At 54.6% G+C, this 26032-nt stretch carries 23 protein-coding genes; 7 read left to right on the forward strand and 16 right to left on the reverse strand.

Annotated elements, in window-relative coordinates; all coding sequences use genetic code 11:
• Window positions 1-3 precede the first annotated feature (3 nt).
• Window positions 4-1671, reverse strand: a complete 1668-nt coding sequence (locus HMPREF0574_RS02000; RefSeq protein WP_004007004.1) for a methyl-accepting chemotaxis protein — start codon at window positions 1669-1671, stop codon at window positions 4-6.
• A 205-nt stretch (window positions 1672-1876) separates the two neighbouring features.
• The gene (gene cimA, locus HMPREF0574_RS02005; protein WP_004007005.1) at window positions 1877-3505 is read right to left on the reverse strand and encodes a citramalate synthase; all 1629 of its coding nucleotides are present in this window, start codon (window positions 3503-3505) and stop codon (window positions 1877-1879) included.
• A gap of 111 nt (window positions 3506-3616) precedes the next feature.
• On the opposite strand from cimA, the gene HMPREF0574_RS02010 reads away from it, so the two are divergent.
• Together HMPREF0574_RS02010 and HMPREF0574_RS02015 are read left to right on the forward strand one after the other, a co-directional pair.
• The gene (locus tag HMPREF0574_RS02010; RefSeq protein WP_004007006.1) at window positions 3617-5626 is read left to right on the forward strand and encodes an acyltransferase family protein; all 2010 of its coding nucleotides are present in this window, start codon (window positions 3617-3619) and stop codon (window positions 5624-5626) included.
• Between the two features lie 134 nt (window positions 5627-5760).
• Entirely contained in the window at window positions 5761-6132 is a 372-nt protein-coding gene (locus tag HMPREF0574_RS02015; RefSeq protein ID WP_169760357.1) for a DUF4870 domain-containing protein, read from the forward strand.
• A gap of 96 nt (window positions 6133-6228) precedes the next feature.
• Here the strand turns inward: HMPREF0574_RS02015 and HMPREF0574_RS02020 are convergent, their stop codons facing one another.
• The 7 genes from HMPREF0574_RS02020 to HMPREF0574_RS02050 form a co-directional block, all read right to left on the reverse strand.
• Complete coding sequence (locus HMPREF0574_RS02020; RefSeq protein ID WP_004007008.1) at window positions 6229-7038, reverse strand: hypothetical protein; 810 nt, start codon at window positions 7036-7038, stop codon at window positions 6229-6231.
• 14 nt (window positions 7039-7052) lie between these two features.
• Window positions 7053-8180, reverse strand: coding sequence for a branched-chain amino acid aminotransferase (locus tag HMPREF0574_RS02025; RefSeq protein ID WP_004007009.1), 1128 nt, complete (start codon window positions 8178-8180; stop codon window positions 7053-7055).
• 98 nt (window positions 8181-8278) lie between these two features.
• Window positions 8279-9331, reverse strand: coding sequence for a 3-isopropylmalate dehydrogenase (locus HMPREF0574_RS02030; RefSeq protein ID WP_004007010.1), 1053 nt, complete (start codon window positions 9329-9331; stop codon window positions 8279-8281).
• Window positions 9328-10293, reverse strand: a complete 966-nt coding sequence (locus HMPREF0574_RS02035; RefSeq protein ID WP_004007011.1) for a DMT family transporter — start codon at window positions 10291-10293, stop codon at window positions 9328-9330. Before HMPREF0574_RS02035 ends, HMPREF0574_RS02030 begins: the two co-directional genes overlap by 4 nt.
• A 27-nt stretch (window positions 10294-10320) precedes the next feature.
• Window positions 10321-11349 carry a ketol-acid reductoisomerase gene (gene ilvC / locus HMPREF0574_RS02040; RefSeq protein ID WP_004007012.1) on the reverse strand — a complete coding sequence of 343 codons (1029 nt, stop codon included), beginning with the start codon at window positions 11347-11349 and terminating at the stop codon, window positions 10321-10323.
• A gap of 94 nt (window positions 11350-11443) precedes the next feature.
• On the reverse strand, window positions 11444-11947 hold the full coding sequence (gene ilvN, locus HMPREF0574_RS02045; protein WP_004007013.1) for an acetolactate synthase small subunit: 504 nt from the start codon (window positions 11945-11947) through the stop codon (window positions 11444-11446).
• A gap of 2 nt (window positions 11948-11949) precedes the next feature.
• Window positions 11950-13791, reverse strand: a complete 1842-nt coding sequence (locus HMPREF0574_RS02050) for an acetolactate synthase large subunit (protein WP_004007014.1) — start codon at window positions 13789-13791, stop codon at window positions 11950-11952.
• Between the two features lie 278 nt (window positions 13792-14069).
• On the opposite strand from HMPREF0574_RS02050, the gene HMPREF0574_RS02055 reads away from it, so the two are divergent.
• Window positions 14070-15548 carry a threonine/serine exporter family protein gene (locus HMPREF0574_RS02055; protein WP_231294144.1) on the forward strand — a complete coding sequence of 493 codons (1479 nt, stop codon included), beginning with the start codon at window positions 14070-14072 and terminating at the stop codon, window positions 15546-15548.
• A gap of 65 nt (window positions 15549-15613) precedes the next feature.
• Window positions 15614-17197, forward strand: a complete 1584-nt coding sequence (locus tag HMPREF0574_RS02060) for an aspartate:alanine exchanger family transporter (protein WP_013189410.1) — start codon at window positions 15614-15616, stop codon at window positions 17195-17197.
• A gap of 8 nt (window positions 17198-17205) precedes the next feature.
• On the opposite strand, the gene HMPREF0574_RS02065 is transcribed toward HMPREF0574_RS02060, so the two are convergent.
• From HMPREF0574_RS02065 to moaC, 5 genes are all read right to left on the reverse strand, one after another.
• Window positions 17206-18867, reverse strand: a complete 1662-nt coding sequence (locus HMPREF0574_RS02065) for a methyl-accepting chemotaxis protein (RefSeq protein WP_236585858.1) — start codon at window positions 18865-18867, stop codon at window positions 17206-17208.
• Between the two features lie 17 nt (window positions 18868-18884).
• Entirely contained in the window at window positions 18885-19781 is an 897-nt protein-coding gene (locus HMPREF0574_RS02070) for an ABC transporter substrate-binding protein (RefSeq protein WP_004007018.1), read from the reverse strand.
• A gap of 84 nt (window positions 19782-19865) precedes the next feature.
• Entirely contained in the window at window positions 19866-20762 is an 897-nt protein-coding gene (locus HMPREF0574_RS02075; protein ID WP_004007019.1) for an ABC transporter substrate-binding protein, read from the reverse strand.
• Window positions 20763-20846: 84 nt separating this feature from the next.
• Complete coding sequence (locus HMPREF0574_RS02080; protein ID WP_004007020.1) at window positions 20847-21362, reverse strand: MogA/MoaB family molybdenum cofactor biosynthesis protein; 516 nt, start codon at window positions 21360-21362, stop codon at window positions 20847-20849.
• Window positions 21359-21841, reverse strand: a complete 483-nt coding sequence (gene moaC / locus HMPREF0574_RS02085) for a cyclic pyranopterin monophosphate synthase MoaC (RefSeq protein WP_004007021.1) — start codon at window positions 21839-21841, stop codon at window positions 21359-21361. The genes HMPREF0574_RS02080 and moaC overlap by 4 nt, the downstream gene beginning before the upstream one ends.
• A gap of 97 nt (window positions 21842-21938) precedes the next feature.
• Between moaC and HMPREF0574_RS02090 the strand changes: the two genes are divergently transcribed.
• Genes HMPREF0574_RS02090 through tatC form a run of 3 tightly spaced genes read left to right on the forward strand, consistent with a single transcriptional unit; the run spans window position 21939 to window position 23458 of the window.
• On the forward strand, window positions 21939-22370 hold the full coding sequence (locus HMPREF0574_RS02090) for a twin-arginine translocase TatA/TatE family subunit (protein WP_004007022.1): 432 nt from the start codon (window positions 21939-21941) through the stop codon (window positions 22368-22370).
• Between the two features lie 45 nt (window positions 22371-22415).
• Window positions 22416-22682: a Sec-independent protein translocase subunit TatA/TatB gene (locus tag HMPREF0574_RS02095; protein ID WP_004007023.1), complete on the forward strand. Its 267-nt coding sequence runs from the start codon at window positions 22416-22418 to the stop codon at window positions 22680-22682.
• A gap of 8 nt (window positions 22683-22690) precedes the next feature.
• On the forward strand, window positions 22691-23458 hold the full coding sequence (gene tatC / locus HMPREF0574_RS02100; protein ID WP_004007024.1) for a twin-arginine translocase subunit TatC: 768 nt from the start codon (window positions 22691-22693) through the stop codon (window positions 23456-23458).
• A gap of 27 nt (window positions 23459-23485) precedes the next feature.
• On the opposite strand, the gene HMPREF0574_RS02105 is transcribed toward tatC, so the two are convergent.
• Together HMPREF0574_RS02105 and HMPREF0574_RS02110 are read right to left on the reverse strand one after the other, a co-directional pair.
• Window positions 23486-24742: a molybdopterin molybdotransferase MoeA gene (locus HMPREF0574_RS02105; RefSeq protein ID WP_004007025.1), complete on the reverse strand. Its 1257-nt coding sequence runs from the start codon at window positions 24740-24742 to the stop codon at window positions 23486-23488.
• Complete coding sequence (locus tag HMPREF0574_RS02110; protein WP_004007026.1) at window positions 24739-25971, reverse strand: ThiF family adenylyltransferase; 1233 nt, start codon at window positions 25969-25971, stop codon at window positions 24739-24741. The genes HMPREF0574_RS02105 and HMPREF0574_RS02110 overlap by 4 nt, the downstream gene beginning before the upstream one ends.
• Window positions 25972-26032: the final 61 nt, after the last annotated feature.

Below are 26032 nucleotides of genomic sequence, written 5' to 3' on the forward strand. Positions count from 1 at the left end.
TTCTCACTGTCCTTCCCGGTAGGTAAATTCGCTAAGTTGCTGGTTCAAATCTTGTGTCTGATCCACCACGCCTTCTGCCCTGCTGACAGAATCACGGAGGTTATCGGCACTGGTGTTGGTAGTTTGGGCTATCTCGTTAATATTTGCCGCAATCTCGGTGGAACCGGAAGACGCTTCGGAAATAGACTTGGTCATTTCATTAGTGGTAGCAGTTTGCTCTTCCACTGCTGCCGCGATAGTCGCCTGGAAGTCGTTGATTTGAGCGATGACGTCACTAATCTGGCTGATAGCTTCCACCGCCTGACTGGTGTCGACTTGAATTTGTTCAATTCGCGCGGCCACATCAGCGGTAGCTGTAGTAGTTTCTGCCGCCAAGTCCTTCACTTCGCTAGCCACGACCGCGAATCCGCGACCGGCATCTCCGGCACGAGCGGCTTCAATAGTAGCGTTCAGCGCCAGCAGGTTGGTCTGTTCCGCCACCGCTGTAATCGTTTCGATAACCTCACCGATTTCTTGGCTAGATTCGCCCAGCTTAGTTACGGTTTCGTTTGTCTGAGACGCTACTTCGGTGGCTTCTTGTGCAACCCGGGCTGCCTCATTGGCGTTTGACGAAATTTCTCGAATCGAAGCTCCCATTTCTTCCGCAGCTGCCGCTACCGTGGCAATACTGGTAGAAACTTGCTCGGCGGCAGCCGCGACGGAGGTAATCACATTACTGGCTTGTTCAATAGTGCCGATGAGGTCATGACCGTCACCCACCATCTTTTGGGTAGTGGTGTGTACTTCTTCAGCTGTTGTCACGGTTTTACCGAAAATGTTACGCAACTTTTCGGCTGCAATCTCGAGCTTGTCCGCCAGACGCCCAATTTCATCATTTGTATATTTGACCGGGTGAATAACCAGGTCTTTGCGGGACAGTTGATTCAAAGCTGCGGAGCTTTCTTGAGCGGATTTCACAAAACCACGCGACATCTTTAGGTTCATCAGCAGCATAACGAACAAAATCACCACGCCGGCAACGATAATCGCTGCCACCATCAGAGGCTGAACAATTTTTATTTTGTCGCTGATGGCTTGGTTTTGAACGCCAAGATCCGCGCTCAACGTTCCGATGTTATCGCTAATCGATGTCGAAACATTATGAATATTTTCCGCATTAGCGCCCACGGCACCGCGCAGGCTATCCAGAGAAGTCGCGGACCCGCTGACCTGTGTCAACATGGAATTCAGCGATGCCGCATCTGATTTTATGTTATCGAAAGTGGCTTGATTCTGAGCTTTAAGCTGGTCCGTGGGGAAACTCTCCACATGTTGATTGAAAGCATCCAAGTCTTGGAGATACTTTTCAAAAGTCTGCAACGCGTTCGGATCGTTGCGCAGAGCGGTATAGGTACCTTGCGACCAGAGGAATTCTGCGGAGTGCCATTCCTCTGCTAACTTGGTGATTTCCTGTGCCGTCTGCGAGTTAGAGGCTTTTTGGGAAACGTCTGCATTCGCAATGCCGAACCCAATCCATTCCACTATCAACAGCAAAACTGCTGCTACAGCGGCAAACGTATTTACAAGAACCATCTTTTTCCCGAGAGAGATTTTTTTGCCGCCAGTCTTCAGGCTCTCGCCGACCTGTACGGTAGCACCAGTCTGTGCTGGTGCCGCCTTTTTCTTCGACATCTAAGAACGCCGCCTTCCATAAACGTATCCGTATCCGATAAACCGAATCATCCTACATAGAGCATAATCGCTGTTCATCGCTAACATTTTAGGCTTTTTCCCATTTTTTGTGTGCCATTGCAACGAATTTACCCAAAATAGGTTTCCCCAACCGGAAAACCCGGTCGGGGAAACTTGTGAAATATTGGGCAAAAAACCTCTCGAACTACACCTTCGGGCGCACCCCGAGATGCATCAAGCCCCAGGTCAAGGACTCGACGAGGGCTTCCCAGGATGCTTCAATCACGTCCTCCCCCACCCCGACAGTGGTCCATTGGATGTCTCCGTTCGTGGTGGTAATCAGCACCCGCACGGTCGCGTCCGTTCCGGAAGTCGTGTCTAAAATCCGCACTTTGTAATCTACGAGTTCAAAATTCGTGATGTCCGGGTAGGTCTGGGACAATGCCTGACGCAGCGCGTGATCCAGCGCGTTGACCGGACCGTTGCCTTCCCCGGTGACAATTTTGCGACCGTCACGAGTCCGCAGCTTGACGGTGGCTTCGGCTTCCGCTTCCCCGTTTTCGCTGAGAGACGCTCGACCAGCCTGGACCAAAGTCCGCCACGTCTCGACCTCGAAATAGGTCGGTAAGTCCCCGCCTTGTGCCCGCACCAATAGCTCAAAGGAGGCGTCAGCCGCATCAAAGACGTAACCGTGAGACTCCTTTTCCTTCACTGCTTCTACAACGCGACCGGTCAAGTAGGGTGTCCCGGACAGGTCAATGCCCAACTCTTTGGCTTTCAGCTGCACTGATGCCCGTCCTGCCATCTCGGAAACCAACATCCGCATATCGTTGCCCACCGTCGCGGGATCAATGTGTTGATACAAGTCTGGATTCACGCGGATAGCCGAAGCGTGCAGACCTGCCTTGTGCGCAAACGAAGAATCCCCCACGTAAGGCAGACGCTTAGACGGCTGTAGATTCGTGATTTCTGCAACGCGATGCGAAGTGCGTGTCAGCTCCGCGAGACCTTTTTCGTTCAGCAGGGCGGGGCGACCCAGTTTGATTTCAATGTTGCCGGCAAGGGTGAGGATGTCAGCGTTACCGGTGCGTTCCCCGTAGCCGTTCACACAGCCCTGGACCTGCGCCGCCCCGGCTTCAATGGCAGCCATAGCGTTAGCCACGGCACACCCCGTGTCATTGTGGGTATGAATCCCGATTTTTACCTGAGTCAAGCCGTTTTTATCCAGGTAGTCGCGGGCTTCCATGACTTTCGCGCCGATGCTAGAGGGCAGATTGCCACCGTTGGTGTCGCACAGCACGACCGTTTCCGCACCCGCTTCACCGGCGGCTTTCAGCACTTTCAGCCCGTATTCGGCATCGTGTGTCAAGCCGTCGAAGTAATGTTCGGCATCCAGGAACACACGCCGCCCTTCCTTAACCAGGAATTGCACCGTATCGCGCACCATCGCTAAGTTCTCTTGACCGGTAGTTTTTAGGGCATCCGTAACATGACGCAAATCGGATTTTGCCACCAGGGTAATCACCGGTGCCCCGGACTCTAGCAGTGCTAGGACCTGGGGGTCCTCACTGGCTTTAGTTCCCACCTTGCGGGTGGCGCCGAAAGCTGCCAGAGTCGCGTGGCGCAGCTGCAGTTTCGACAACGCCAGCGCGAAAAACTCGGTGTCTTTCGGAATCGCGCCGGGCCATCCGCCCTCAATAAAGCTAACTCCTAAATCATCGAGGGCTTGGGCAATATTGAGCTTGTCCGCTACAGACAGCGAAATGCCCTCCATCTGGGCACCGTCACGCAAAGTTGTATCGTATATCTCTATCGGCTGAGTCGTCGTTTTCATGCACCCATGTTACAAAAGTCCCCCGCAAGAAATTAATTGAGCTCCATTTCCACTGCATTAATTTCATTGATTTAAATTACGTGTCCCTGAGAGAGTACTATTGCTACTACCATGCCGAAACCAATAGGTAATGAATCACGCTATAACCCAGGCATCGACGGCTTGAGAACTCTCGCTGTCCTCGGCGTAATTTGCTATCACCTCGGATTCAAATGGATGCCCGGAGGCTTGGCTGGTGTGGGCGTATTCTTTACCATCTCGGGTTACCTCATCACCGGTAACCTCATGCGTTCTTGGTATCACCACGGCAACCTGGGGCTAAAAACCTTTTGGCTGCGCCGCCTGCGCCGCTTAATGCCCGCAGTCATCCTCACGGTGCTGGTCATCTGGGCACTCACGCCGTTTTTTAAAGCTGAAAACTGGTCCGACTATCGTCTCGGCGGGCTTACCACCATTTTCTACGTCAATAACTGGGCCACCATTTTCTGGGGCGATTCTTATTTTGACCAGTTCGCCCAGAGCCCCTTTGAGCATATGTGGTCGCTGTCGGTCGAGGAACAGTTCTATCTGTTCTGGCCGCTGGTGCTGCTCTTGTTCTTGGTCATCAGCCGCGGTCGCCGTATCCCCCTCCTGGTCTTGACCTCAATACTCACTGTCGGTTCCTTCGCGTGGCTGGCATACGGATACTCTCTCGGCATGGATGCCACCCGCCTTTATGAAGGCACCGATACTCGCGCGGGAGGTCTGCTGGTGGGGGCTATCCTCGCCATTGCGATGATTCAGCCCACTGATCCCAGTGCGACCCGCCCCCTCATCGGCAGGGTCATCTCTCGAAGGGATAACTACCCGGCGGAAGCTTTGGGATGGCTCGGTCTGGGCGCGGTGCTGGTCATTTATTTCTTTATTCCAGATTCTTCACCAGCCTTGTTCAACGGCTTACTGGTGGTTCTCTCGCTGGCTACCGCGGCATTGCTCTTTGCTGTCTCGAACCGCTACACGCAGATATATCAGCTCTTTGCGCTCCGCCCCCTCGCCTGGATTGGGGAGAGGTCTTACGCCATGTATCTGTGGCACATGCCACTTATTGCTTTCCTTTACACGCCTCTGCAGGTGATACCGGTCTTTGCCCGAGCCTTGATTATCATCGGAGCTACCATTGGTCTGGCTGCATTGTCTTGGACCCTGGTCGAGGATCCCATTCGTCGCAACGGCTTCTTTGTCCCTCTGTGGCGGTGGCTGGCTCGCAGAGGCTCCCTACCCCGCGCTCTGTGGTCTTTCCCTCTCGCTTTCCTCCTCATCTTTGCCCTGGTCGGCGTGCCAACCAATGCAGCTACTAGCTATCACAATCAGCTCGAGGCAAAACAGGCAGCCCTGGCAAAGGCTCAAGCGGAACGGGAACGTAAAGCGGCTCAGGCACGCGCCCTCGCGGCGACTCACACCCGATGCCACCAAATCATTCACGTGGGAGATTCCACCTCCCTGGCAATGTTCACCGATGCCGGAGTGCTCAATCCGGCTGACAATGCTGAGAAGACCTACGCGGACACCGGCGCCACGAAGGTTACCAACTCTAGCTTCGGGGCGCGCGCCACCAATCAGGGGTTTAAGGATTTTCCGTCCGGTAACGACTCTATCCGCGAAATCCTCGCCGGCGGGATTGATAAAGATTCATGCTTTGTGATTGCTCTGGGAACGAACGATGCCGCGAATATGAACGTCTATGGCGGCACCGACTACGACACTCATATTCGCACCACCATGGACATCATCGGACCGAACTACCCGGTGCTCTGGATTACGACTGTAGTAAACCCGAACGGATCGCCCCGGTGGTACACCAAGGATGTTATGGACGCTTGGAATGCAGAGCTTTACCACCAGCAGCAACGCTACCCCAATATGTGGGTCTATCCGTGGGATCGGGATGTCCGCCCCGAGTGGTTCCTCACCGGTGATGGGGTACACTACAACACCATTGGAAACTCCGAACGTTCCCGGCGCTTTGCGCAAGCTGTGGTCAACGCCTGGCCGCTGACCTTGGAAGGGGACAAAGCGCCGCTGCTACCCAAGAAACGGCTCACCCCGAAACAGCGTGTCGTGACGGGAATACCTCCCCAATAGGCTGAGCTGAGTCTCACCACCAGCGGGTTTTTCCTGGTGCTTAGCCCCAACCTCCGAATTATTTTTAAGGTGTCGGTGGGGAGATGATTCCGGATCAGAGAATCGGGTTTCCGGTTGCAGATAATCTCAGTGTCATGAAAAATAAATATGTGAAAGAAAATGAACGTATGTGGGCGATGTTCGCTCATCTCTCGGTAGTTATCGCTATGGCGGTTTCAGCAGGCTGGCTGTCCTTCCTCGGACCGCTCATCGTCTGGTTGGTGAAAAAGGACAGTTCCCCAGCCGTGCGCGTTGCCGCTGCTGGAGCGTTTAATTTTAACGTCACCATGTGGCTGGCCAGCATCGCCGGGTGGATTGCTTTCTTTACCATCGTATTAATTCCGCTCTCTCTGATTCTGTGGCTGGCGGTGTTCGTGCTGACCTTGTGGCACAGTATACGCGGCGCCATCGCCGCCTCTAACCAGCAGGTCTACCTCTACCCCTGGCAGCTGCCCATTCTTAATTGATTGCTAACTTTGTGGTTTCCAGATAGACGTCGTTCTATCTGGAAACACCTCGTTGCCATAAATTCAGACACGAAAACATTAGTTGTAGCCTAGGGGCTAGCATTTTTCAATGGTCATGGTTAGAGGATACGAGATGTGAGCTAAGTGCAGGGCTTGGAAAATAATCCGCGTTAGCCTGCCGATTACTATGGGATTCCAAACGTCCACTTTGACCTGTCGTGAATCAGATTGTCTCGAATTCGGTCTGGTCTGACGTGGTGTGCTCGACGCCGCCTGATTGTATGAGGCGGTTTCGGAACCATAAAATATGTGCTTTTCCTGATGTTGGACAAGTTCGGAAAATATATCCCAAAATGGTATAACATTTTGGTCGGCATATTCGATGGTTACCGTCGCTTGTTGTGGCTTGCGGAAGTTCTCTGCAATGATTTCGAGATACGATTCTCCCCTGACATCTGGAAAAATCACCCGCGGAATAACCTCACCGACGAACCGCTGCAGCCGCGACCTAGCTGAACTCGTCTCAACGGATGGTTGCCCATAGGACACGATTTGCTTGCCGAGGGAAAACTCAAACGAACCAACCCTTATGAATACTCCATCGACGGTGGCAGGCTTCACCAGCCGCACACAATGCGACATCGCCGCGAACAGCAGCGCGAACGGAGGCTTTTGCGATTCTGGGAAAGATACATAAACCCATGAAAGCAAGTTAGGAATGTCTCGTGGCCAAGGTTCCTCCGGATAGTAGTACCAAGCGGCACACCGGTTCTCCTCGAAGTCCAAGCATTCTTCACTCCAGCCAGTAAATAGCTCGACAAATTCCTGTCTCTCGGAATCGGACAGGATATTCCCCTGGCTGGCGCCAGAATGCGAAATAAATGCGACCTCTAAGGTACTGTCCATATCAACCTTTTAGGCTACGACACCCGGTAACACCAGCCGTGGGAGTCCTCGCGGCGTCCCCACTGAATGCCGGTGATGACATCGTGCAGGTGCTTGGTCATCGGACCGGTAGGAACCTCCAACTCAAAGTCTTTCCCTCCAAGTTTGCCAATCGGGGTCACGACCGCGGCCGTCCCGCAAGCCAGGAACTCGGCGACCTTACCGGCGCGAATATCATCCAACAGCTGGTGCAGGGCGATACGTTCCTCACTGACAGTAATGCCCTCGTCAGCCAGAACCTGAATAATCGCACCGCGGGTGCCGCCCTCCAAAATACACCCGTTGAGCTGCGGAGTCGCCACCTTGCCGTCACGGTACACCACAAAGACGTTCATGCCCCCCAGCTCGTCGATATAGGTGTTCGTTTCTCCGTCCAGGAAGCACACCTGCGCGTAGCCCTTTTCTGCGGCAATCTCTTGAGGTTGCAGAGATGCCGCATAGTTACCGGAAGTCTTAGCTTCACCGGTACCGCCCGGTCCGGCACGATGGTAATCTTCCGATACATAAATCGACACCGGTGAAAAACCATTTTTAAAGTAAGAGCCCGAAGGCGAACCGATATTGAGGTAGGTCACCTCATGCGCCGGATGTACCCCCAGGAAAGACTCCGAGGCGTACATAAAGGGACGCAGGTACAGGGTGGCGCCGTCTTTGACGGGAACCCAGCGGGCGTCGGCGCGCACCAAATCCACACAAGACCCCACGAAGTCCTCAACCGGGATTTCCGGCAGCGCCATGCGGCGTGCGGATTGATTGAACCGGTTTGCGTTGAAAGCGGGACGGAACAGCCAAATCGTGCCATCAGCGCGGCGGTACGCCTTTAATCCCTCAAAAACCTCCTGACCGTAATGCAACACTGAGGTTCCCGGATACACGGGCAGTGGTCCATAAGGACGCAAGTCTTTTTCTTGCCAGCCGCCGTCCTTGGTCCACCGCGCGTGCGCCATATAATCACTAAAGGATTGACCGAAAGCAAGTTTTTCCATTACCTCTTGGTAGGTGGATTCAGTGGCCTTGTGGTCGTGTGGCTGAGCAGGGAAACGTCCCGCTAGTTCGTCAGCGTCAGGCAACGGTTTTTTAGCAAGTTCTTCGAGGTTACTCATGTCGTTCTTCTTTCTTTAGGTTATTGACAGGCAAAAGTCGGTTAGGGGACGTAATGTCCAGGATTTTCAGCGTTTACGGGGATTGGCAGTCACCAGACCTATAGATAGGCAGCTATAGCGTCGCCAATTTCGCTGGTAGTACGCGCTAGCGGAGTTCCTGCCGCAGAGGCTTCAGCACGATGAGCCATATCCGCGTCAATAGCGCGTTGGATATGCGCTGCCAACTGGGGATAGTCCAGATGGTTCAGCATCAATACCAGGCTCGCAATAGTGGCAGTCGGGTCGGCTTTACCTTGACCCGCGATGTCTGGGGCGGAACCGTGGACGGGTTCAAACATGGACGGGAAAGTTTTTTCCGGGTTGATGTTTCCCGATGCCGCCAAGCCAATACCGCCGGTGATTGCTCCCGCTTCGTCGGTCAAGATGTCACCGAACAGGTTGTCGGTCACAATCACGTCAAACCGGGATGGGTTCGTAACCAGGAAAATCGTGGCAGCATCGACGTGCAAATAATCGACTTTGACTTCTGGAAATTCCTCCCCGACTTCCTCCACGCAACGGCGCCACAGGTGTCCGGCGTTAACCAGCACATTGTGCTTGTGGACGTAAGTCAGATGTTGGCGCCGGGACTGGGCTTGGGCAAAAGCGTAGCGCACGACACGTTCCACGCCGTGACGAGTGTTCACGGACACTTCGGTAGCAATCTCTTGTGGCGTGCCCTGACGCAACACCCCACCGTTGCCGCAGTACAGGCCTTCCGTGCCTTCGCGCACCACCACAAAATCAATGTTGCCTGGATTCGACAACGGAGTCGGCACCCCCGGATAGTATTTGGAAGGGCGCAAATTCACATAGTGGTCAAAGTCGAAACGCAGCTTCAACAGCAGCCCGCGCTCTAACACCCCAGACTGTACGGAGGGATCACCGACTGCACCCAGCAAAATTGCGTCGTGACCGCGCAAGGATTGTTCCGTGGCTTCATCCAAAACCACCCCATCGCGATGGTACCGTGCTGCCCCTAAATCGTAGAGGGTAGTTTTCAAGTCAACGCCTGCCCCGTCCAGGACCTTTTTGAGAACCTTCACGGCCTCGGGAACGACCTCGTGACCGATGCCATCCCCCGGAATCAGAGCCAAATCAATGCTCGTCATGATGTCATGCCAACTTTCTTTTTACTTCTAACTTTGTCAGTTTTTCCGGTCAGATTCGCAGTTTTTCGGGCAGCTTCGTGGTTTTTGACCGGAACTGGCTCAGCTTCGTCGGGATGAACCCCGCTCAGTTGAGCCGCCACTATAGCCACCATGATGAGGCTGCCACCCACCAGGAGCCGCCAGGTCAAGGCTTCGCCGCTAAACACCACCGAAAAGAGAGTGGCAAAAAGCGGTTCACACGCCATAATCAAAGCTGCCTCGGTAGAGGACATCCGCGCTTGTGCCCACGTTTGGACGAACAGAGTGCCCAGGGCACAAACCAGAGCCATATAAACCAAGTCAGCCCAGACGATAGCGTTGGGTGGCAAGGTAAGTTCCCCATCCGATAGCGCCGGAACCGCGTTCACCACCGCGGGTCCTACCATCTGCATCGCCGCCAGTGCTCCTGCGGAGCGTCCCGGCGAAATCACACCGAGGGAGGCCACGTGAGCCGCAAAGAACACTGCTCCCAACAGGGTTATAAGCTCCCCCAAGCCAAAAGACCATCCCCGCAAGGAAAGCGCCGCCAAGCCGAGCGTGGCCAGCAACATCCAGAGCCAGGTAATCGGTTTGAAGTGTTCCCGGAACAGAATCATTGCCACAAAAGGTACCAGGACCACAGACATGGCAGTGATGAACCCTGAAGTCGCGGCGGTAGTCATGTTTAGTCCCCACGTTTGTGACAGTTGCCCCAAACCGTGAAGAACCCCTGCCCCAAAGCCCAGCGCCAGAGTCTTCCAACCTGCCGTACGCAGTTCTCGAAACCACAACAGACACGCCACTACAGACGCAAGCGCAAAGCGCACAGTCAGGAAGTCGGCTGCCGGAACCTCAGTCAACACATGATCCTTTACCATGAAAAAAGTTGACCCCCACGCAGCGCAAGCTAAAGCCAACGCAAAAATGGGGATTAACTTTTTCATCACGAGGTCCTTATCTGTGCTGGGCGATTAGCGGGCGGCGTGACCCTCCACATAATCGGTGTCTTTATTGGTATTCCAGGTAAACATCTGACGCAGTTGAGCACCAACTTTTTCAATCTGGTGACCTTCACCAGCGGCGCGCAGACGCTTAAAATCAGGAGCTCCGGCAGCTTGATCATCCATGAACCGCTTGGCGAAGCTGCCGTTTTGAATGTCTGCCAAGACGTCCTTCATGTGGGATTTAACATCGGGAGTAATGACGCGCGGACCGGAGACGTAATCGCCATACTCAGCAGTATCAGAGATAGACCAGCGCATCTTGGACAGACCGCCTTCGTTGATGAGGTCCACAATCAACTTCATCTCATGGCATACCTCGAAATAGGCGATTTCAGGCTGGTAACCGGCCTCAACCAGAGTTTCAAAACCGTACTGGATGAGCTGGGAAATTCCGCCGCACAACACGTTTTGTTCGCCGAACAGGTCAGTTTCGGTTTCTTCGGTAAAGGTCGTCTTGATGACACCCGCACGGGTCCCTCCGATGCCTTTCGCGTAGGACTTCGTCAGCTCCCAAGCGTGACCGGAGGCGTCACGCTCCACGGCGATAACGTCGGGGACGCCCTGACCGGCAACGAAAGTACGGCGCACCACGTGACCCGGACCCTTGGGAGCCACCATGCATACGTCGTGACCGGGACCGGGCTGGATGTATCCGAAACGGATGTTGAACCCGTGAGCAAAGAACAGGGCAGCGTTCGGCTTCAAGTTCGGCTCAATTTCAGCTCGGTAGACAGCGCTTTGCACCTGATCCGGCAGCAAAATCATGACCACATCGGCGTCTTTCACCGCCTCTGCCACGGGCTTTACCGACAAGCCCTGTTCCTCAGCTTTCGCCCAGGACGAGGAACCTTCACGCAAGCCCACGACCACATCGACCCCGGAGTCACGCAGGTTCAGCGCGTGGGCATGCCCCTGCGAGCCGTAACCAATTACGGCTACTTTTTGAGACTGGATGAGCGACAGGTCAGCGTCGTCTTCGTAATAAATTTCTGCCATGATTATTCTCCTTAATAATTGTAGAGGTGTTTCATTGAAAAAGATATAGGGCTCAATCTGTGCAAATAATAAGCAAAATCCTGTTAATCTGCACCTAAATTTGATCGGTGATAGATTTCGAGCCGCGCCCTATCGCGACATTGCCCGATTGGACGATTTCCCGAACTCCGTAAGGCTCCAATTCACGCAGCAGCGCCGCATGTTTCGCTGGGGAGCCAATAGATTCGATGACCAAGGTGCTTCGCGCCACGTCCACGACATGTGCCCGGAACAGTTCTACAATCTGGAGCACCGCGGTTCGATTCGTATCGTCAGCTGATACTTTAATCAGCACCAGTTCCCGCTCGACTGCCCGTTCGGGATCCAACTCCACGATTTTCAGCACGTTGACCAGCTTGTTCAGCTGTTTGGTGACCTGTTCCAGGGACACTTCGGACACATCAATCACGATGGTGATGCGCGAAATCTCCGGTTTCTCAGTTTCCCCCACCGCGAGGGATTGAATATTAAAGGCACGGCGGGCAAACAGTGCCGCCACGCGTGCCAAAACACCAGGCTTGTTTTCGACAAGCACCGACAGGGTATGCGTCATGTTCATGTTTAGTCCTCCCAGGTCACAGTCTTGTCAGGGGCATAAATGACTTTATCGTTGGTCTGCCCGGCGGGAACCATCGGGAATACCATAGCGTCGGGGCTGACCAGCACCTCAACCACGACCGGACGGTCGTTAATCTGGTGAGCCGTTTCCAGAGCTTTTCGCAAATCCTTCGGATCGGTTACTCGGATTCCCTCGGCTCCGTAGGCCTTCGCCAACAGCATGAAGTCGGGGATTCCCACCCGGTCAGCCTCGGCGAAGTTCCGGACCCCATCATGCAGATCAGTCTGAGAATAGCGCTGGTTATAGAACAAGGTCTGCCATTGACGCACCATCCCCAGCGAGGAGTTATTAATCAGCATCACCTTTATCGGGATATTCAACTGTGTGCAGGTAGCCAGTTCCTGATTCGTCATCTGGAACGAGCCGTCCCCGTCGATGAGCCAGACTTCCCGATCCGGATTAGCGACTTTCGCGCCCATCGCGGCAGGAACCCCAAATCCCATCGTCCCCAGACCGCAGGACGAAATGTAGGTGCGCGGGTAACGGTAGGTCATGAACTGGGACGCCCACATCTGATGCTGTCCAACGCCGGTGACCACGATTGCGTCCTCGTCACTGACTTCGTCAAGCACCTTAATCGCCTTTTGGGGACTGACCAGTCCGTCCAAGGTATCGTCAAAGTAGACGGGATACTTGTCTTTGAGTTTAGTCAAGGACTTCATCCACGGAGTCAGGTCCGGTCTGCCGTACTGTTTGTAGGCTTGGGGCAAGGCTCGCAGCAGGGCTGCCATGACGTCTTTGAGGTTTCCCACGATGGGAACATCAGCGTGACGAATCTTTGAGATTTCCGCCGCATCAATATCAACGTGAATGACTTTGGCGTGCGGCGCAAAGCATTTCACATCCCCGGTAACCCGGTCATCAAACCGGGTACCCAGCGCAATCAACAGGTCAGCCTGTTGCATAGAGAGCACCGCGGACACGTGTCCGTGCATCCCCGGCATCCCCATATGCTGTGGGGAGTCATCCGGGAAAGCGCCCCGCGCGGTCAGGGTGGTGACCACGGGCGCCCCCGTCGCATCCGCAAGTTCCCGCAGTTCCGGAGCGGCATTGGCGCCAATCACCCCACCGCCGATATAAAGTACCGGACGATGCGCCACCGCGATTTCGGTCGCGGCTGCCACGATTTGCTGCTTGGAAGGTTTACCGGGCAGTTTATATCCGGGCAGTTCCATCGGCGGGGGCCAGGTGAAAGCCATTTTTTTGTTCTGGGCAGTCTTCGTGACATCCACCAGCACCGGTCCGGGACGACCGGAAGTTGCAATAAAAAAAGCCTCGGCGAGGCGCGAGGGAATGTCCTCGGGACGCGTGACCAGGAAACTGTGTTTGGTCAGGGGCATTGAGGCTCCCACAATGTCGGATTCCTGGAATGCGTCGGTACCGATTGATTCCGCTCCGACCTGACCAGTTATCGCCACCATCGGAACCGAGTCCATCATGGCGTCAGCCAGACCGGTCAGAAGGTTCGTGGCGGCAGGTCCCGAGGTCACCAAGCAGACCCCGGTTTTCCCGGTGGATTTCGCGTAGCCTTCCGCGGCGTGGGCTGCGCCCTGTTCGTGGCGGGCAAGTACGAAGTTTAGTTTCTGGGAGTCATACAGCGGATCAAAAGTGGAGAGAATCGCCCCACCGGGGAGTCCGAAAATATCGGTCACACCCAGTTCCTCCAGGGTACGAATGATTGCTTTCGCACCGGTCATGACTTCCCCGCGAGCTGCGGGATCAACTTCATTGGGGGTCTCCTCCGGGCCATAGGCGCCCATGGATTTCTTTTCTGGTTCGCTCATGCCCTCAAATGTAACTCTGGGTCAAATGAGAGCGAAACTCGCAAGGGTAAAATCTCACTATGTGGATTTCCGACCGAATAGTGAGACGGATGGAGCCGGGGAAAATCCCGGTCCCCACCACAAAAATATAGCTTCTATGTAGGTCCTAAAACCGGGGAAAACCAAATTATTTTCTCCAGCTGTGCCCTTAGTCCTGATTAATGGCGTCCACCAGATGGTTAAATCTTTTTGTGTCATTGAATCTAAATTTTCCCCGACGCGTGAAAGAGCAGACCGCAATGTTTCTGTCAAAGCACTTGGAACGACTGCGTGGCGAGCGCGACCACGCTTTTACCCCCAAGCCAAAATCGACCGACACCCCTATTGAAGTCAGTACGCAAAGTGTGGTGGAGTACGAAAAGATTCGTATCCAGCTCACAGAAGTGTCCCGCACAATTATGCGCTTAGGTCACATGCTGCAGTCCTGCGGGGCTTCTGCCTACCGCATTAAGATTTCGATGGCCCGCTTGGCTACCGCGTTGGGCGCCGATGAACACCATGTTCAAGTTACCTTTGGCGAAATCAGCTCCACCGTCTATCTGCGTCCCTTTTCCCGTACCGAGATCTCAGAGCAGAGGGACTTTGGAACCAACGCCGCGAAACTCGATCGGCTGCGGCTATTTATTCAAAACATCAAGCCGGATACCCCCGTCAGCGAAGCAAACCGGCTCATGGATCGCATTGAGTCCTACAAACCTGAATTCAATAAGATTGCTAATACATTGGCAGCAGGATTTGCCTGCGCCTGCTTCTGTTTCCTGAACCGCGGCGGTCTCATCGAGTGTATATTGGCAGGTTTAGCTGCAGGATTCGGGCAAAGCGTGCGCCGGATGATGATGGCAAAGAAAACGAACCATTTTGCAGTCTGGATGACTGCCGGTTTTGCCGCCTCAGTGGTTTATATTTGCTGCGCCGAGCTCCTGGAAACGTGCTTGAGGAGAGTCTATTCATCCGCGGTCCTGGCAACCATACCGCCTTGGGTTACTGCTGATCCTCTCGGATTCCGGGTGGGAGTGGTGTCTGCGGTTCTATTTTTAGTTCCCGGTTTCCCGCTCATTACCTCGATGCTCGATTTGGTGCGCATGGACCTTTCCGCCGGGATACCCCGCCTGGTATACACCTTGATGCTGATTATTTCCGCCGGCGTGAGCGTGTGGATCGTGTCCCTCACCTTCCATTGGGCAGTTGATCCCGCGGTGAACCCGCCTCTGGAGGGAAACTGGCTCTACTTGACTCGCACGGTCTGTTCATTTGTGGCCTCTGCCGGGTTCGCCATGCTGTTTAACTCGAACCGGCGCCTGTGCGTTTATGCCGGTCTGATATGCGCCCTGGTCAATCCGCTGCGTTTTTTCGTCGTGGAATCAGGGCTAAATTGGCAGTTTTCCGTAGGACTGGAGGCGCTGGCAATCGGGCTGCTGGCAGACTTTATCTCTCGCCTGTCAAACTTTAACTACTCACGAGTCTCGTTGTCCGTGCCGGCAGCGGTACTGATGGTTCCGGGGGTTCCCCTCTATTCAGCCTTGGTACACCTCAATGAGGGGAATTTTATGGGGGCTATTGCCTCCCTCACCGAGGTGTCTATAGTCATTTTGGCAATTGGTATCGGACTTTCCACAGCCCGGATGCTAACGGATCGAAACTGGCTGCAAGACAAGGAAATTGTTGATACCCACCCCGTCCTCCACGCCGACGCTGACGATTCTTTCAGTATGCGTTGATAGACTGACTTTGTTGGTTTTCCCGACCACGAGGTTGATTTATCACGACGTCTCTGGAGGGCATTTTGTTCGAATTTTTCGCAGCTCACCCAATTGTCCTTTTAGCTGCTTTATTGGGTATAGGCATGGCGTTTGGACACATCAAGGTCAAAGGTGTTTCCTTGGGCGCAGCAGCGGTACTGTTCCTCGCGATTGCCGTCTCGGCGTGGGCCAGTGCCTCGGGCATAAAGCTCATGATTCCAAAAGAAATCGCGGTATTAGGGCTCTCACTGTTTGCGTTTTGTATTGGTTCAAACTCTGGTTCGAACTTTTTTGCAACCCTTCAGACTGCCTGGAAATCCATCCTCCTGCTGGTCGGCGTCTATGTGGGAGTCAGCGCTGTCGCGGTGGGTATCGGCACCCTTCTGGGAATGCCTGTCAGCCAAATTGTGGGTACCCTCTCGGGGGCTCTGACTAACACTCCGATGCTCGAAGCAGGAGGGGAAACTTCTGGAGACAATGCCACCGCCACGGTCGGTTATTCTATTGCTTACCTGTACGGCGTCCTGGGAATGATTTTTTTTGCCTCGCTGGCACTGAAAAAAGGCAAAAATGACCGCGATGCGCCCAGCCCCGTCGTGTCCAAAACAATCCGAGTGGAAATCGACACCCAACCTCGCTTGGGAGAAATCTTCGAGCGTTTCGACGAAAAATTGGCTTTTTCACGTCTGCGCCGCGGTGAACATGGACCCATCACCCGTCCCAACATGTCGGATACGCTCAACCCCGGTGACCTGATTACCATTGTGGGTGAAGCCTCAGCGGTCCACACCATCATTGAAGAATTGGGGCACTCGTCCTCCCATTCACTACAGACCGACCGCACCTACCTGGACTATCGACGCATTACCCTTTCCGATGCCACCAAAGCCGGCAAGACGATTGCAGAGCTAAACATGGGCGACCGCTTTGGTGCCACTGTCTCTCGCGTCCGTCGCGGCGATGTGGATATGGTAGCTTACCCGGATTTGACCTTGCAGTTAGGCGACCGGTTGCGCGTGGTAGCACCAAAATCTAATATCGCTACCATCACCAAATACTTGGGTGATTCCACCCGCGGACTCACTTCCCTTAACCCGGTGGCACTGGGAATTGGGATGACCCTGGGGTTCCTCATCGGCGAAATTCCCATCCCCAATCCCGGAGGCGGATATTTCAGCGTCGGGTATGCCGCTGGAACCATCATCATGGGACTGATTATGGGACGCATCGGACGTATCGGTCCCTTTGTCACCACCCTGCCCTACACGACGGGTCAAGTCTTGGGCGAAATCGGGCTGCTGCTGTTCCTAGCCCAAGCTGGCACAAACGCCGGAGGTTCCATCCAAACCGCGTTCACCGGTGGAGATTGGTGGAAGATTCTGCTTCTGGGCTTCATCATCACCAACATTTTTGGACTTGCCCTGTTTATCTTGATGCGTGTGGTAGCCAAGATGGGGGGCACGAAACTCTCCGGCTTCATGGGCGGCGCCCAAACCCAGCCGGCGGTGTTGGGATTCGCTAATGATCAAACCAACACCGACCCGCGGGTTTCCTTGGGCTATGCCATGGCTTATCCCGTCGCGATGATTACCAAGATTCTGTGCGGCACCTTCGTCGGGATGATTTAACGCGGCTCTTACTGATGGTAGCGGGAGACGAGCTTGCTGAGCTGGCTGGATGAGTCAGCGACCGCCTGACCGGCTTCCAGAGTCGTGCGGGCGCCCGCAGCGGACTTCTCAGCCTTAGCCGAAACCGTCTCAATCGTGCCCACGATGTCCTGAGTCGTCTGTGCGGCGCCACTAACGACACCAAACATCTCATTTGTCGTTGCCGTCTGTTCCTCTACCGCCGAAGCAATCGTCTGTTGGGAATCGTTGATTCGCGCGATGACCTCACTGATTTGCGCGATGGCCTCAGCTGCCTTCGTGGAATCCTCCTGGATAGAATTGACCCGCTCGGAAATATCTGCCGTCGCCACTGCGGTCTGCGCAGCCAAATCTTTTACCTCACCAGCAACAACCGCGAAGCCTTTACCGGCGTCTCCGGCTCGTGCTGCCTCAATCGTCGCGTTGAGCGCCAGCAGGTTCGTCTGTTCTGCAATCGAAGTAATCGAATTGGTAATCTCTCCGATAGACTGCGAAGACTCGCCCAAGGTATCGATAACTTTCGTCGCAGAACCGACCGACTCCACCGCTTCTTCTGAAATCCGCGAAGCCGACGTGGCAGACTCAGAAATCTGGCGGATAGCCGCCTGCATTTCTTCCATCGCCGTGCTCAAAGTATCCATATTGGTCGCCAGCAGCTGCGCCTGTTCAGCCGCGCCCGCTGCCTGAGAACGAGTGTCCTGAGCGGTTTGGTCTAGCTCAGCAGCCGTATCTGCCAGATTACCCGCATGTTCATGCAAGCCTTTGGACGTTCCGCTAACTTCCCCAATCAGCTCGTTGACCTGGTCATTTTGCCCATTGAAAGCCTTGGCCAAATCCCGAATCTCCGGCACTCCGGTATCGTCACGCAACCGGAAACTCAAATCATACTGGTCGTGATTCTGCAAAGCCTCAGTATGCCGTGACAGGGGCAGGCGAACAGTGCGCAACGCGGCGAGCAAGAACAGCAACACCGTCACTGCCAGAACAATGAATATCGCAATCAGAATATAGATGGTGACCTTTTGTAGGGAGGCCGCCCGCCCCATTTGCGTATCCGCGGCATTAGCAGAGCCGTTTTCGATTTGATTCAACCTGTTCAGTGGCGACATTACAGACTTGTACGAATTGGAATAGATTTCCCCGAACACCATGTCTGTAGCAGTTTGCAGCTGTGTCTCGGGATCCATAGCCCGTTCCTCTGCAGAGAACTGGAAATTTTCCAAATCCGCAGGCAGCGTACTAAAGTCAGTGCCACGGCTCAGAGCTGCCAAAGCCATCGCGTGTATTTCAGTGTCTTGGGTAGCTTTTGCCGCTTCCAGCGACTGCTGCACCAGTTTGTTTTCATCTGCCGTACCGTCGTTATCGGCGATGAGATGGGCTCCGTACTCAGAATCGCGATTCACATAAATCTGGTTGAAGTAATCCATCATGGCTTCTTCCAGACCGGAAACCACAAAGTCCCGCGCATTGTCAGCCAGGTTTGTCCGGGCATTCTTAATGTAGGTAATCCCGTTATTGCGCTGGTTCGATTCTTCTTGCGCCTGATTGACCTGACCGGTCGTGACAATGGTGCCGATTTGGGCGATGAGACCGAAAACTACCAACGCCATCACCACAATCATGGTGAATTTAATCATTGCTGAAAAACGCATTTTATTTCCTCCCTGACCTAGGCAATCGGCGGATTCAAGGTCGCATAGTTGAGTGCAATGAATTCCTCACCCCACGGCGCGAGGACTTCCTTGAGCATTCCCGTGTCCATCATTTTTTGCAGACCGGCTTGGATAGCTTTCGCCAATTCCGGGTTGTCTTTCGCGGTCGCCGGACCCTGCGGCGCCACCTGGAAAGCCTCACCTGCGGTGGCAAACTTTGGATTTCGCGACTCGGCATAAGCCATAATCGGGCTTTCCCCAATAATGGCGTCCAAAGTTCCCGCCGCGACCTGCTCTATCAACTTTTCCTGATCTTCGTCAGTAACAACCTGTATCGCCGGTTTTCCGGCTTTCACGCATGAATCACTGTTCGCCTGTAAAGTTTCAGCCTGTGTGGTGCCTGACTGGGCGGCAACTTTCAATCCGCAGGAATTGGCAGGATCAAAATTTTTAGGATTGCCCGCCTGGGTTCCATAGATGTACCCGGACTGAATGTAAGTAACCATATTGACCCGTGACATCCGCGCCTTCGTGGCGGTCATAGATGCCACACCGACATCATAGGTACCATCGTTAACCTTGGGAATAATCGCATCGAAGTCTTCATCACTAATTTTGAGTTCCGACACCCCCATCAGCTTTGACAAGGCTTTCATAACATCAACCTCGTAGCCGACAGGCTGTTTGTTACTATCCAGGAACTCCGCAGGGGAATAAGGAATATCCATCACTACCCGTAACGTCTCCCGGTTTGCCTGCGGAACCATCGCCACAATCTCAGGGTCAGGTTTAATGGAATCAAAATTATATGATTTAACGCCAGCTGCACTGGTCGAACCCGCACAGGATGCCAGCGTTCCTGCCAACAGAACAGCACCCGCTGCTGCCGAAATTTTTTTCATCGAGGGCCACATTGCCTCTGCTCTCCTTCCCAGAGAGGAAACCACCTAAACTTTACTAGCCTATAGTATCCCAAAGTATGGAATATGAATTTGAATTCACGCAATTGGCGGGTTTAGCGTCGCATAGTGCAGTGCAATGGATTCTTCCCCCCACGTGGAAAGAACGTTATTTAACAACCCCGTATCAATCATCTTTTGCAGACCGGCCTGCACGGCTTTCGCCAGTTCTGGATTATCTTTCGCAATAGCCGGACCCTGGGGAGCCACGTGGAAAGCCTCGCCCACGGTGGCAAACTTTGGATTCCGCGACTCGGCATAAGCCATAATCGGACTCTCCCCAATAATGGCATCCAACGTTCCCGCCGCAACCTGCTGTATCAAATCTTCTTGATTATCACTTGAAACAATCTGTATAGCTGGTTTTCCAGCCTTTAAACATGATGCGCTTACATCTTGCAGTGCGTTTTCTTGGCTGGTTTCTGATTTAGCGGCTACCTTGAGTCCACAGGGATTCGCGGGATCGAAATTCTTAGGGTTTCCCCCCTGCGTGCCGTAAATAAATCCCGCCTGAATGTAGGAAATCATATTAACCTGAGCCATCCGGCTCTTCTTAATGGTGATGGATGCCATACCAAGGTCATAAGTTCCGTCATTAACTTTGGGAATAATCGCATCGAAGTCTTCATCACTAATTTTGAGTTCCGACACCCCCATCAGCCTTGACAAGGCTTTTAAGACATCTACCTCGTAACCCGTAGGCTGATTATTGTCGTCGAGAAACATAGCGGGGGAATAAGGAATATCCATCGCTACGCGTAACGTCTCCCGGTTTGCCTGCGGAACCATCGCCACAATCTCGGGGTCAGGTTTAATGGAATCAAAATCATACGACTTGCCCCCCGCTGAATCTGAGTTTCCCATGCATGATGCCAAGGATAAGGTCAAGAGAATGGCACCTGCCGCTGCTGGAATTTTTTTCATTACAGACCTCATTATCTTTATTCTCCTCCCCAGGGGAAACAGTCTACGATGTTTACATTAACATGGTACCGCTGGGGTGGAAAGATAAGAATATTTTCAGGAATTTGTCCGGTCTAAAATCTCCAAGACATGCCCCAATACCGGTGTGAGGACCTCTATCGTGTCCCGCACCGCACCCGGAGAACCGGGGGCGCACACCACCAGTGCGGCTCCCGCCTGCCGCGTGGAAATCCCCACCACCGGACGAGACAGCATCCCCAGAGGCGCAGCCTGCCGATTACGTTCTAGTAGCGCGGCTTCGGCGCCGCTTAAACGTGCTACCACCAGGCTCTCCACAGCTTCAGGAGTGAGGTCACGCGGGCTAATCCCCGTCCCTCCCGTCGTAAAGACTAATCGCGCACCACTGTGGCACGCTGCCGCTACGGCCTGGTGCACAGAATCCACACCATCAGGAACCACCATCGGCCCGCTCAGCACAAATCCCAGTTCAGACAACATTTCTACCGCCAACGGACCGGACCGATCCGAGTTCACACCCGCAGAAACGGAATCAGAAACCGTAATGACGTAAGCCGGTGTCTCCGGCGGTAACGATTGGGCAGCATGAGTCATGATTCTCGCTCCCAGGTCCCCGAACGACCGCCGGACTTATAAGTCACGAAGGCTTCCCGTAAAGTAATCTGGCGATCTACCCCTTTTAGCATGTCCACCAGCGCCAATGCTCCCACGGTTACCGCGGTCAGAGCCTCCATCTCAACTCCGGTACGTTCTACGCACTTCACCGTAGAACGCAGAATCACCTCGTTGCCTTCCGAGGTGATGTCTAGGGCAACATAGGTAATCCCCAAGGGGTGTGCCAGCGGGAGCAGCTCCGGGGTGCGTTTCACCGCCTGGATACCGGCGATGCGCGCCACCGCTAGGGCGTCTCCTTTCGGGACACGATTATCGCGTAAAGCCGCGGCTACCTGGGGCGACACGCTGACTATGGCTTGCGCACGCGCTTCGCGCAACGTTTCATTTTTCGCTGACACGTCCACCATCCGAGCCTCGCCGTGTTCGTTCAGGTGGTTCATGGGTAGGGTATTTTCCATCACAAGTCTCCCCGTAAACACCCCAGTTCGGGGTCTGTTTCCTCATCTGACCCTTTTAATATATGCAGGAAATTGTTTCCCTGACTAGAATTGTCACGTGGAATTTTTTGGGATAAGCGGTTCGGAGCTGCTGCTCATTTTAGTCGTAGGCGTCATCGTCATTGGTCCACGGAACGCGGCTCAGGCTCTGCTCTGGTTCAAAAAAGTCATCGAGTGGTTGCGGGAATGGTCCGCTCGGCTACGCGAAGAAGCAAATTTCACCAAGTCCGGCTTGAGCGTTGACTTAAGCAGCTTTGATCCACGAGAATACGACCCCCGCAAGATGATTAAAGACGCCGTCGCCGAAGAAATGCAGCTGTGGATGGAACAAGTCGCTGACATAGAAAAAGCCGCTAGCACCGAGAAAACCGTCACCACTGACCTTGTGACGAAAAAATCCACAGACACCCCCAAACCATCGATTGACTCTGCCCCCGGCGATTCCCCCACGGAGCCACCAGCTGCCCCCCGGCAAGAAAAGCCCGCGTAAACTGGTAAGCTGGTAATGATTTAGCCAGTTAAAAAGGAGAAACTTATGGTTCCGGCGCATGTGATGTTGTTCAGCGTAAGCCCCTTGGTGTGGATTACTGTCATCATTATTTTGGTCGTGGTTTTTGGTGCCTCGAAGCTGCCGGAGATTGCTCGCAACGTAGGCAAGTCTGCGAAAGTCCTGAAAGAAGAACTCAACGATTTGACCGAGGACACCAAATCTGACGGCAGAGTAATTGAGGGTCAGAATGACACCACTGCGGACAATTCCGCGAAAACTGACCCGACTTCTGGCAACGGTGCCGCTCAGTAATCCCGCGCGTGCCTGCTGAGAAATTACCTGACAAGAAACGTGATGCCCGCTCTGAAGGCGTCATGTCAGTCACCGCTCACCTCGCTGAGCTGCGCAGACGTCTGATTTGGTCATTTGTGGGCATCGCCCTGGCGACAATTGGGGGATGGTTTCTCTACGAATTCGCGCTGGCGCACATCACTGCCCCCATGAAAGACGTCGCTGGCGCGAACCTAAACTTTCAAACTATCGGCGCGGCGTTTGACCTGAAAATCCGCGTGTCCCTGTGGTTGGGGGTGCTGCTGGCTTCACCGTGGTGGATTTTTCAGCTAGTGGCTTTCATCTGGCCCGGTCTGCGACGCCGAGAACGCCTGTGGATGTTGATATTCGGTGTCGCTGGTGTCATCTTGTTCGCTGCCGGAGCAGTTTTCGGCGATTGGACCGCACCGCGAGCCGTGTCGATTCTGTCCTCGTTCACTCCCCCGGATTCGGCGATGCTGCTACAGGCAGATTCCTATATCAAGTTCTATATTCGCCTGGTTTTAGCGTTCGGGATTTCTTTCCTGATTCCCGAGATTTTGGTCATGCTGAACTTCCTGGGGGTGCTCAAAGCCCGCACCATGTTAAAGGGCTGGCGTTGGGCAACCATGGTGGCGTTTATTTTTTCGGCTATCGCCAACCCACTGCCAACTCCGTGGCCCGTCATTTTGCAGGCCTCCGCCCTGTTGGCACTGTATTTCCTGGCGGTTGGAATCGCGGCGCTCCACGATTGGCTCCGTTCCCGGAACGCTACCTAAGCCCCGCAGTTCCGTGCCTCTCCGAGGTTAAATTTCGATGACTTTCACAATCGACCACGGCGCCACAGACTCAACATCCCGGTCAATCAGCATCAAGGCGTTCGCTTTATGCAGCGAAGCCACCAAGTGTGACTTCGACCCCAAGCGGTGAGTACGCTGCACCGTGGGGGTTTCCCCCGGCTGTCCCGGCGTCAAACGGACGGGCACCACCTGGACTTTCCCACGTGGCGAAGTCCACTCCTCCACTACGGTCGCTTCCCGGCAGACATGCGCCTGGTCAGGATCCCGACCACTGAGTTTCGCCAGAACTGGCAGCACAAACAGATGCCAGGAAACAAAAACCGAAACCGGGTTTCCCGGCAGGGTCAACACCGGGACGCGGCGCCCCCCACTTGCCTCGACGAAGCCGTAACCTTGAGGTTTGCCCGGTTGTAAAGCAACTCGTGCAAAATGGAATCCCCATTCACTGACGCCCTGTTTCACCACTTCATACGCGCCGGCAGAAACCCCTCCCGAAGTCACGACCAAGTCGCTCGTCTCTGCAACCTGGCGCAAGGTTTCTCTAAACTGTGCCACATCATCCCCGCATTGTCCTGCAAAGCTCACCTCCGCCTGAGCCACACGTGCCAAGGCTGCTGCCAGAGACGAGTTAGAATCCGGAATCATCGACCCTTCCAGCGATGCCCCCGCCCCTGCCAGTTCAGAACCGGTGGCAATAATTCCCACCCGCACCCGTGGGAACGCCGTAACTTTGGCATAGCCTCCCGAGATAGCCGAAGCAATCGCCCCCGGACTCATGACCTCGCCAGCAGCCAGGACTTCGCTGCCCACCGGCAGATCCTCACCTACCCGACGCACGTTCGCCCCAGCTCGCGGAACACGATGAATAGTGACCTGTTCCGGTAGCGGAACCGGACCGGGCTTTTGATCCGTGTCCTCCACTTTCACCACCGTGTCCGCCCCCGCGGGCATTTTTGCGCCGGTCATAATCCGCCACGCCTGACCCGGCTGGCAATCCGCGCTCGGATCTGTGCCCGCCGGAATATCGCCCGCCACCGGCAATGTTACAGAACCGTCAACCGGCAGCCCCGCACTGTTGAAAGCGAAGCCGTCCATCGCCGAGTTCGTAAAGGGCGGAACCGACAGCCGGGAGATGACGGGTTCTGCCAAAGTCAGCCCCAAAGAGTCGCCCACGGGAAGCTCCCGCGGGGTTAGGGGAACGATTTCAGCCAGGAGACTCGCCAAAAAGTCTTGGTAATCAAGCAATTTTTCGGTGTTACTCATGATTTCTCTCCTTTACGGTCACCAGTCTCACCAGACGGGGTTTCGGAATAGTTTGGGTTCGGGAATTGGGCAGCAGCGCGAGTCGAATAATCCACCACGTTCCATTTGCCCCTGCGGGCATCCCCAATAACCAGGCGTCCGATTAGGGGTTCGCCCCAACCGGCAACCATCTTCAGGACCTCGGTAGCCATCAGCGACCCAGCTTGCCCGCAAACCGGGCCGAGAATACCCACAGTAGCCGAGTCTGGAGTACTCTCGGGCGGAGGCGGAGTCGGATACAACGTGCGCAAACACGTCCCGACCGCTGGAGAAAACACGCTGACCTCGAAGTTTGTTCCGACTGCGGAGCCCCACACCAGGGGGCGGGATAACTTCGCACAAGTGTCAGAAATCAGGTATTTCGAAGCAAACGTATCGGTAGCATCCACCACCAGGTCATATCGAGAGATAATCGCGGCGGCGTTCTGTGCATCCAACGAAGGCTCCGCACTGACATTCACCTCGGGATTCAACGCGCGGACGGTGGCAGCGGCAGAAGCCGTTTTTAGCTCGCCTTGGCGGTTAAACGGGTGAATGACTTGGCGCCCCAAGTTGCTCAAACTCACCGTGTCACCGTCAGCAATCCCCAGGGCTCCCCCCGCCGCAGACAGACCGACCCCGGCAGCAGCAAGGTACGCAATGATGGGCGAACCCAGCCCACCAGCGCCAACCACCAGGACTTTTGCACTCATAACACGATCCTGACCGGACGCCCCAAACCCTGGAATCGCACAGTGGGCAGCGTAGCGGCTCTGGGGCTGAAAGTCCGTATCGACGTTCGACCACGCCGCATCACCCTCGGAAAAAACCTGTTTCTTCCAGACAGGAACCCGGTCTTTAACGGCATCAATCAGCCAAGACACCGTAGAAAAAGCAGCTCGTCGGTGCGCGGCAGAAACCCCCGCCAAAACAGCTACTTCACCAATCGACAGGTGCCCCACACGATGCAGCACCGCCACCTCCTGGACACCAGGAACCGCGCTGGCCTCACTGGCAATCTGTTGCAATTCGCCGGCAGCATCCGGGTGAGCGCTATAGGTAATCGCCTCCACCCCGCGCCCCTGGTCATGGTTGCGCACCCGACCGATGAACACGAGCTGACACCCAGCTTCGGGCGCGGTAAAGCTCGCCTCAAACCTAGCCGGGTCCAAAGTCTCATCGGTCAAGTCCGCTTGCAGTATGGTCGCCAAAGAGTCTCCTATGAATTGATTTTTGCGTTAGTTGGATGTGCGGTTCAGGGGCACTCCCTTT

This window comes from Mobiluncus curtisii subsp. curtisii ATCC 35241 (genome assembly GCF_000146285.1).
In the GTDB taxonomy this organism is placed as follows: Bacteria; Actinomycetota; Actinomycetes; order Actinomycetales; family Actinomycetaceae; genus Mobiluncus; species Mobiluncus curtisii.

Coding starts and splice junctions, on each gene's coding strand:
- HMPREF0574_RS02025 (WP_004007009.1), bottom strand. CDS start 8,180: ATGAGTAACCTCGAAGAACTTGCTAAAAAACCGTTGCCTGACGCTGAC.
- cimA (WP_004007005.1), bottom strand. CDS start 3,505: ATGAAAACGACGACTCAGCCGATAGAGATATACGATACAACTTTGCGT.
- HMPREF0574_RS02105 (WP_004007025.1), bottom strand. CDS start 24,742: ATGAGTAACACCGAAAAATTGCTTGATTACCAAGACTTTTTGGCGAGT.
- HMPREF0574_RS02015 (WP_169760357.1), top strand. CDS start 5,761: ATGAAAAATAAATATGTGAAAGAAAATGAACGTATGTGGGCGATGTTC.
- HMPREF0574_RS02075 (WP_004007019.1), bottom strand. CDS start 20,762: ATGAGGTCTGTAATGAAAAAAATTCCAGCAGCGGCAGGTGCCATTCTC.
- HMPREF0574_RS02055 (WP_231294144.1), top strand. CDS start 14,070: ATGTTTCTGTCAAAGCACTTGGAACGACTGCGTGGCGAGCGCGACCAC.
- HMPREF0574_RS02095 (WP_004007023.1), top strand. CDS start 22,416: ATGGTTCCGGCGCATGTGATGTTGTTCAGCGTAAGCCCCTTGGTGTGG.
- HMPREF0574_RS02030 (WP_004007010.1), bottom strand. CDS start 9,331: ATGACGAGCATTGATTTGGCTCTGATTCCGGGGGATGGCATCGGTCAC.
- moaC (WP_004007021.1), bottom strand. CDS start 21,841: ATGGAAAATACCCTACCCATGAACCACCTGAACGAACACGGCGAGGCT.
- HMPREF0574_RS02010 (WP_004007006.1), top strand. CDS start 3,617: ATGCCGAAACCAATAGGTAATGAATCACGCTATAACCCAGGCATCGAC.
- HMPREF0574_RS02065 (WP_236585858.1), bottom strand. CDS start 18,867: ATGCGTTTTTCAGCAATGATTAAATTCACCATGATTGTGGTGATGGCG.
- HMPREF0574_RS02070 (WP_004007018.1), bottom strand. CDS start 19,781: ATGTGGCCCTCGATGAAAAAAATTTCGGCAGCAGCGGGTGCTGTTCTG.
- ilvN (WP_004007013.1), bottom strand. CDS start 11,947: ATGAACATGACGCATACCCTGTCGGTGCTTGTCGAAAACAAGCCTGGT.
- HMPREF0574_RS02080 (WP_004007020.1), bottom strand. CDS start 21,362: ATGACTCATGCTGCCCAATCGTTACCGCCGGAGACACCGGCTTACGTC.
- HMPREF0574_RS02020 (WP_004007008.1), bottom strand. CDS start 7,038: ATGGACAGTACCTTAGAGGTCGCATTTATTTCGCATTCTGGCGCCAGC.
- HMPREF0574_RS02050 (WP_004007014.1), bottom strand. CDS start 13,791: ATGAGCGAACCAGAAAAGAAATCCATGGGCGCCTATGGCCCGGAGGAG.
- HMPREF0574_RS02000 (WP_004007004.1), bottom strand. CDS start 1,671: ATGTCGAAGAAAAAGGCGGCACCAGCACAGACTGGTGCTACCGTACAG.
- ilvC (WP_004007012.1), bottom strand. CDS start 11,349: ATGGCAGAAATTTATTACGAAGACGACGCTGACCTGTCGCTCATCCAG.
- HMPREF0574_RS02035 (WP_004007011.1), bottom strand. CDS start 10,293: ATGAAAAAGTTAATCCCCATTTTTGCGTTGGCTTTAGCTTGCGCTGCG.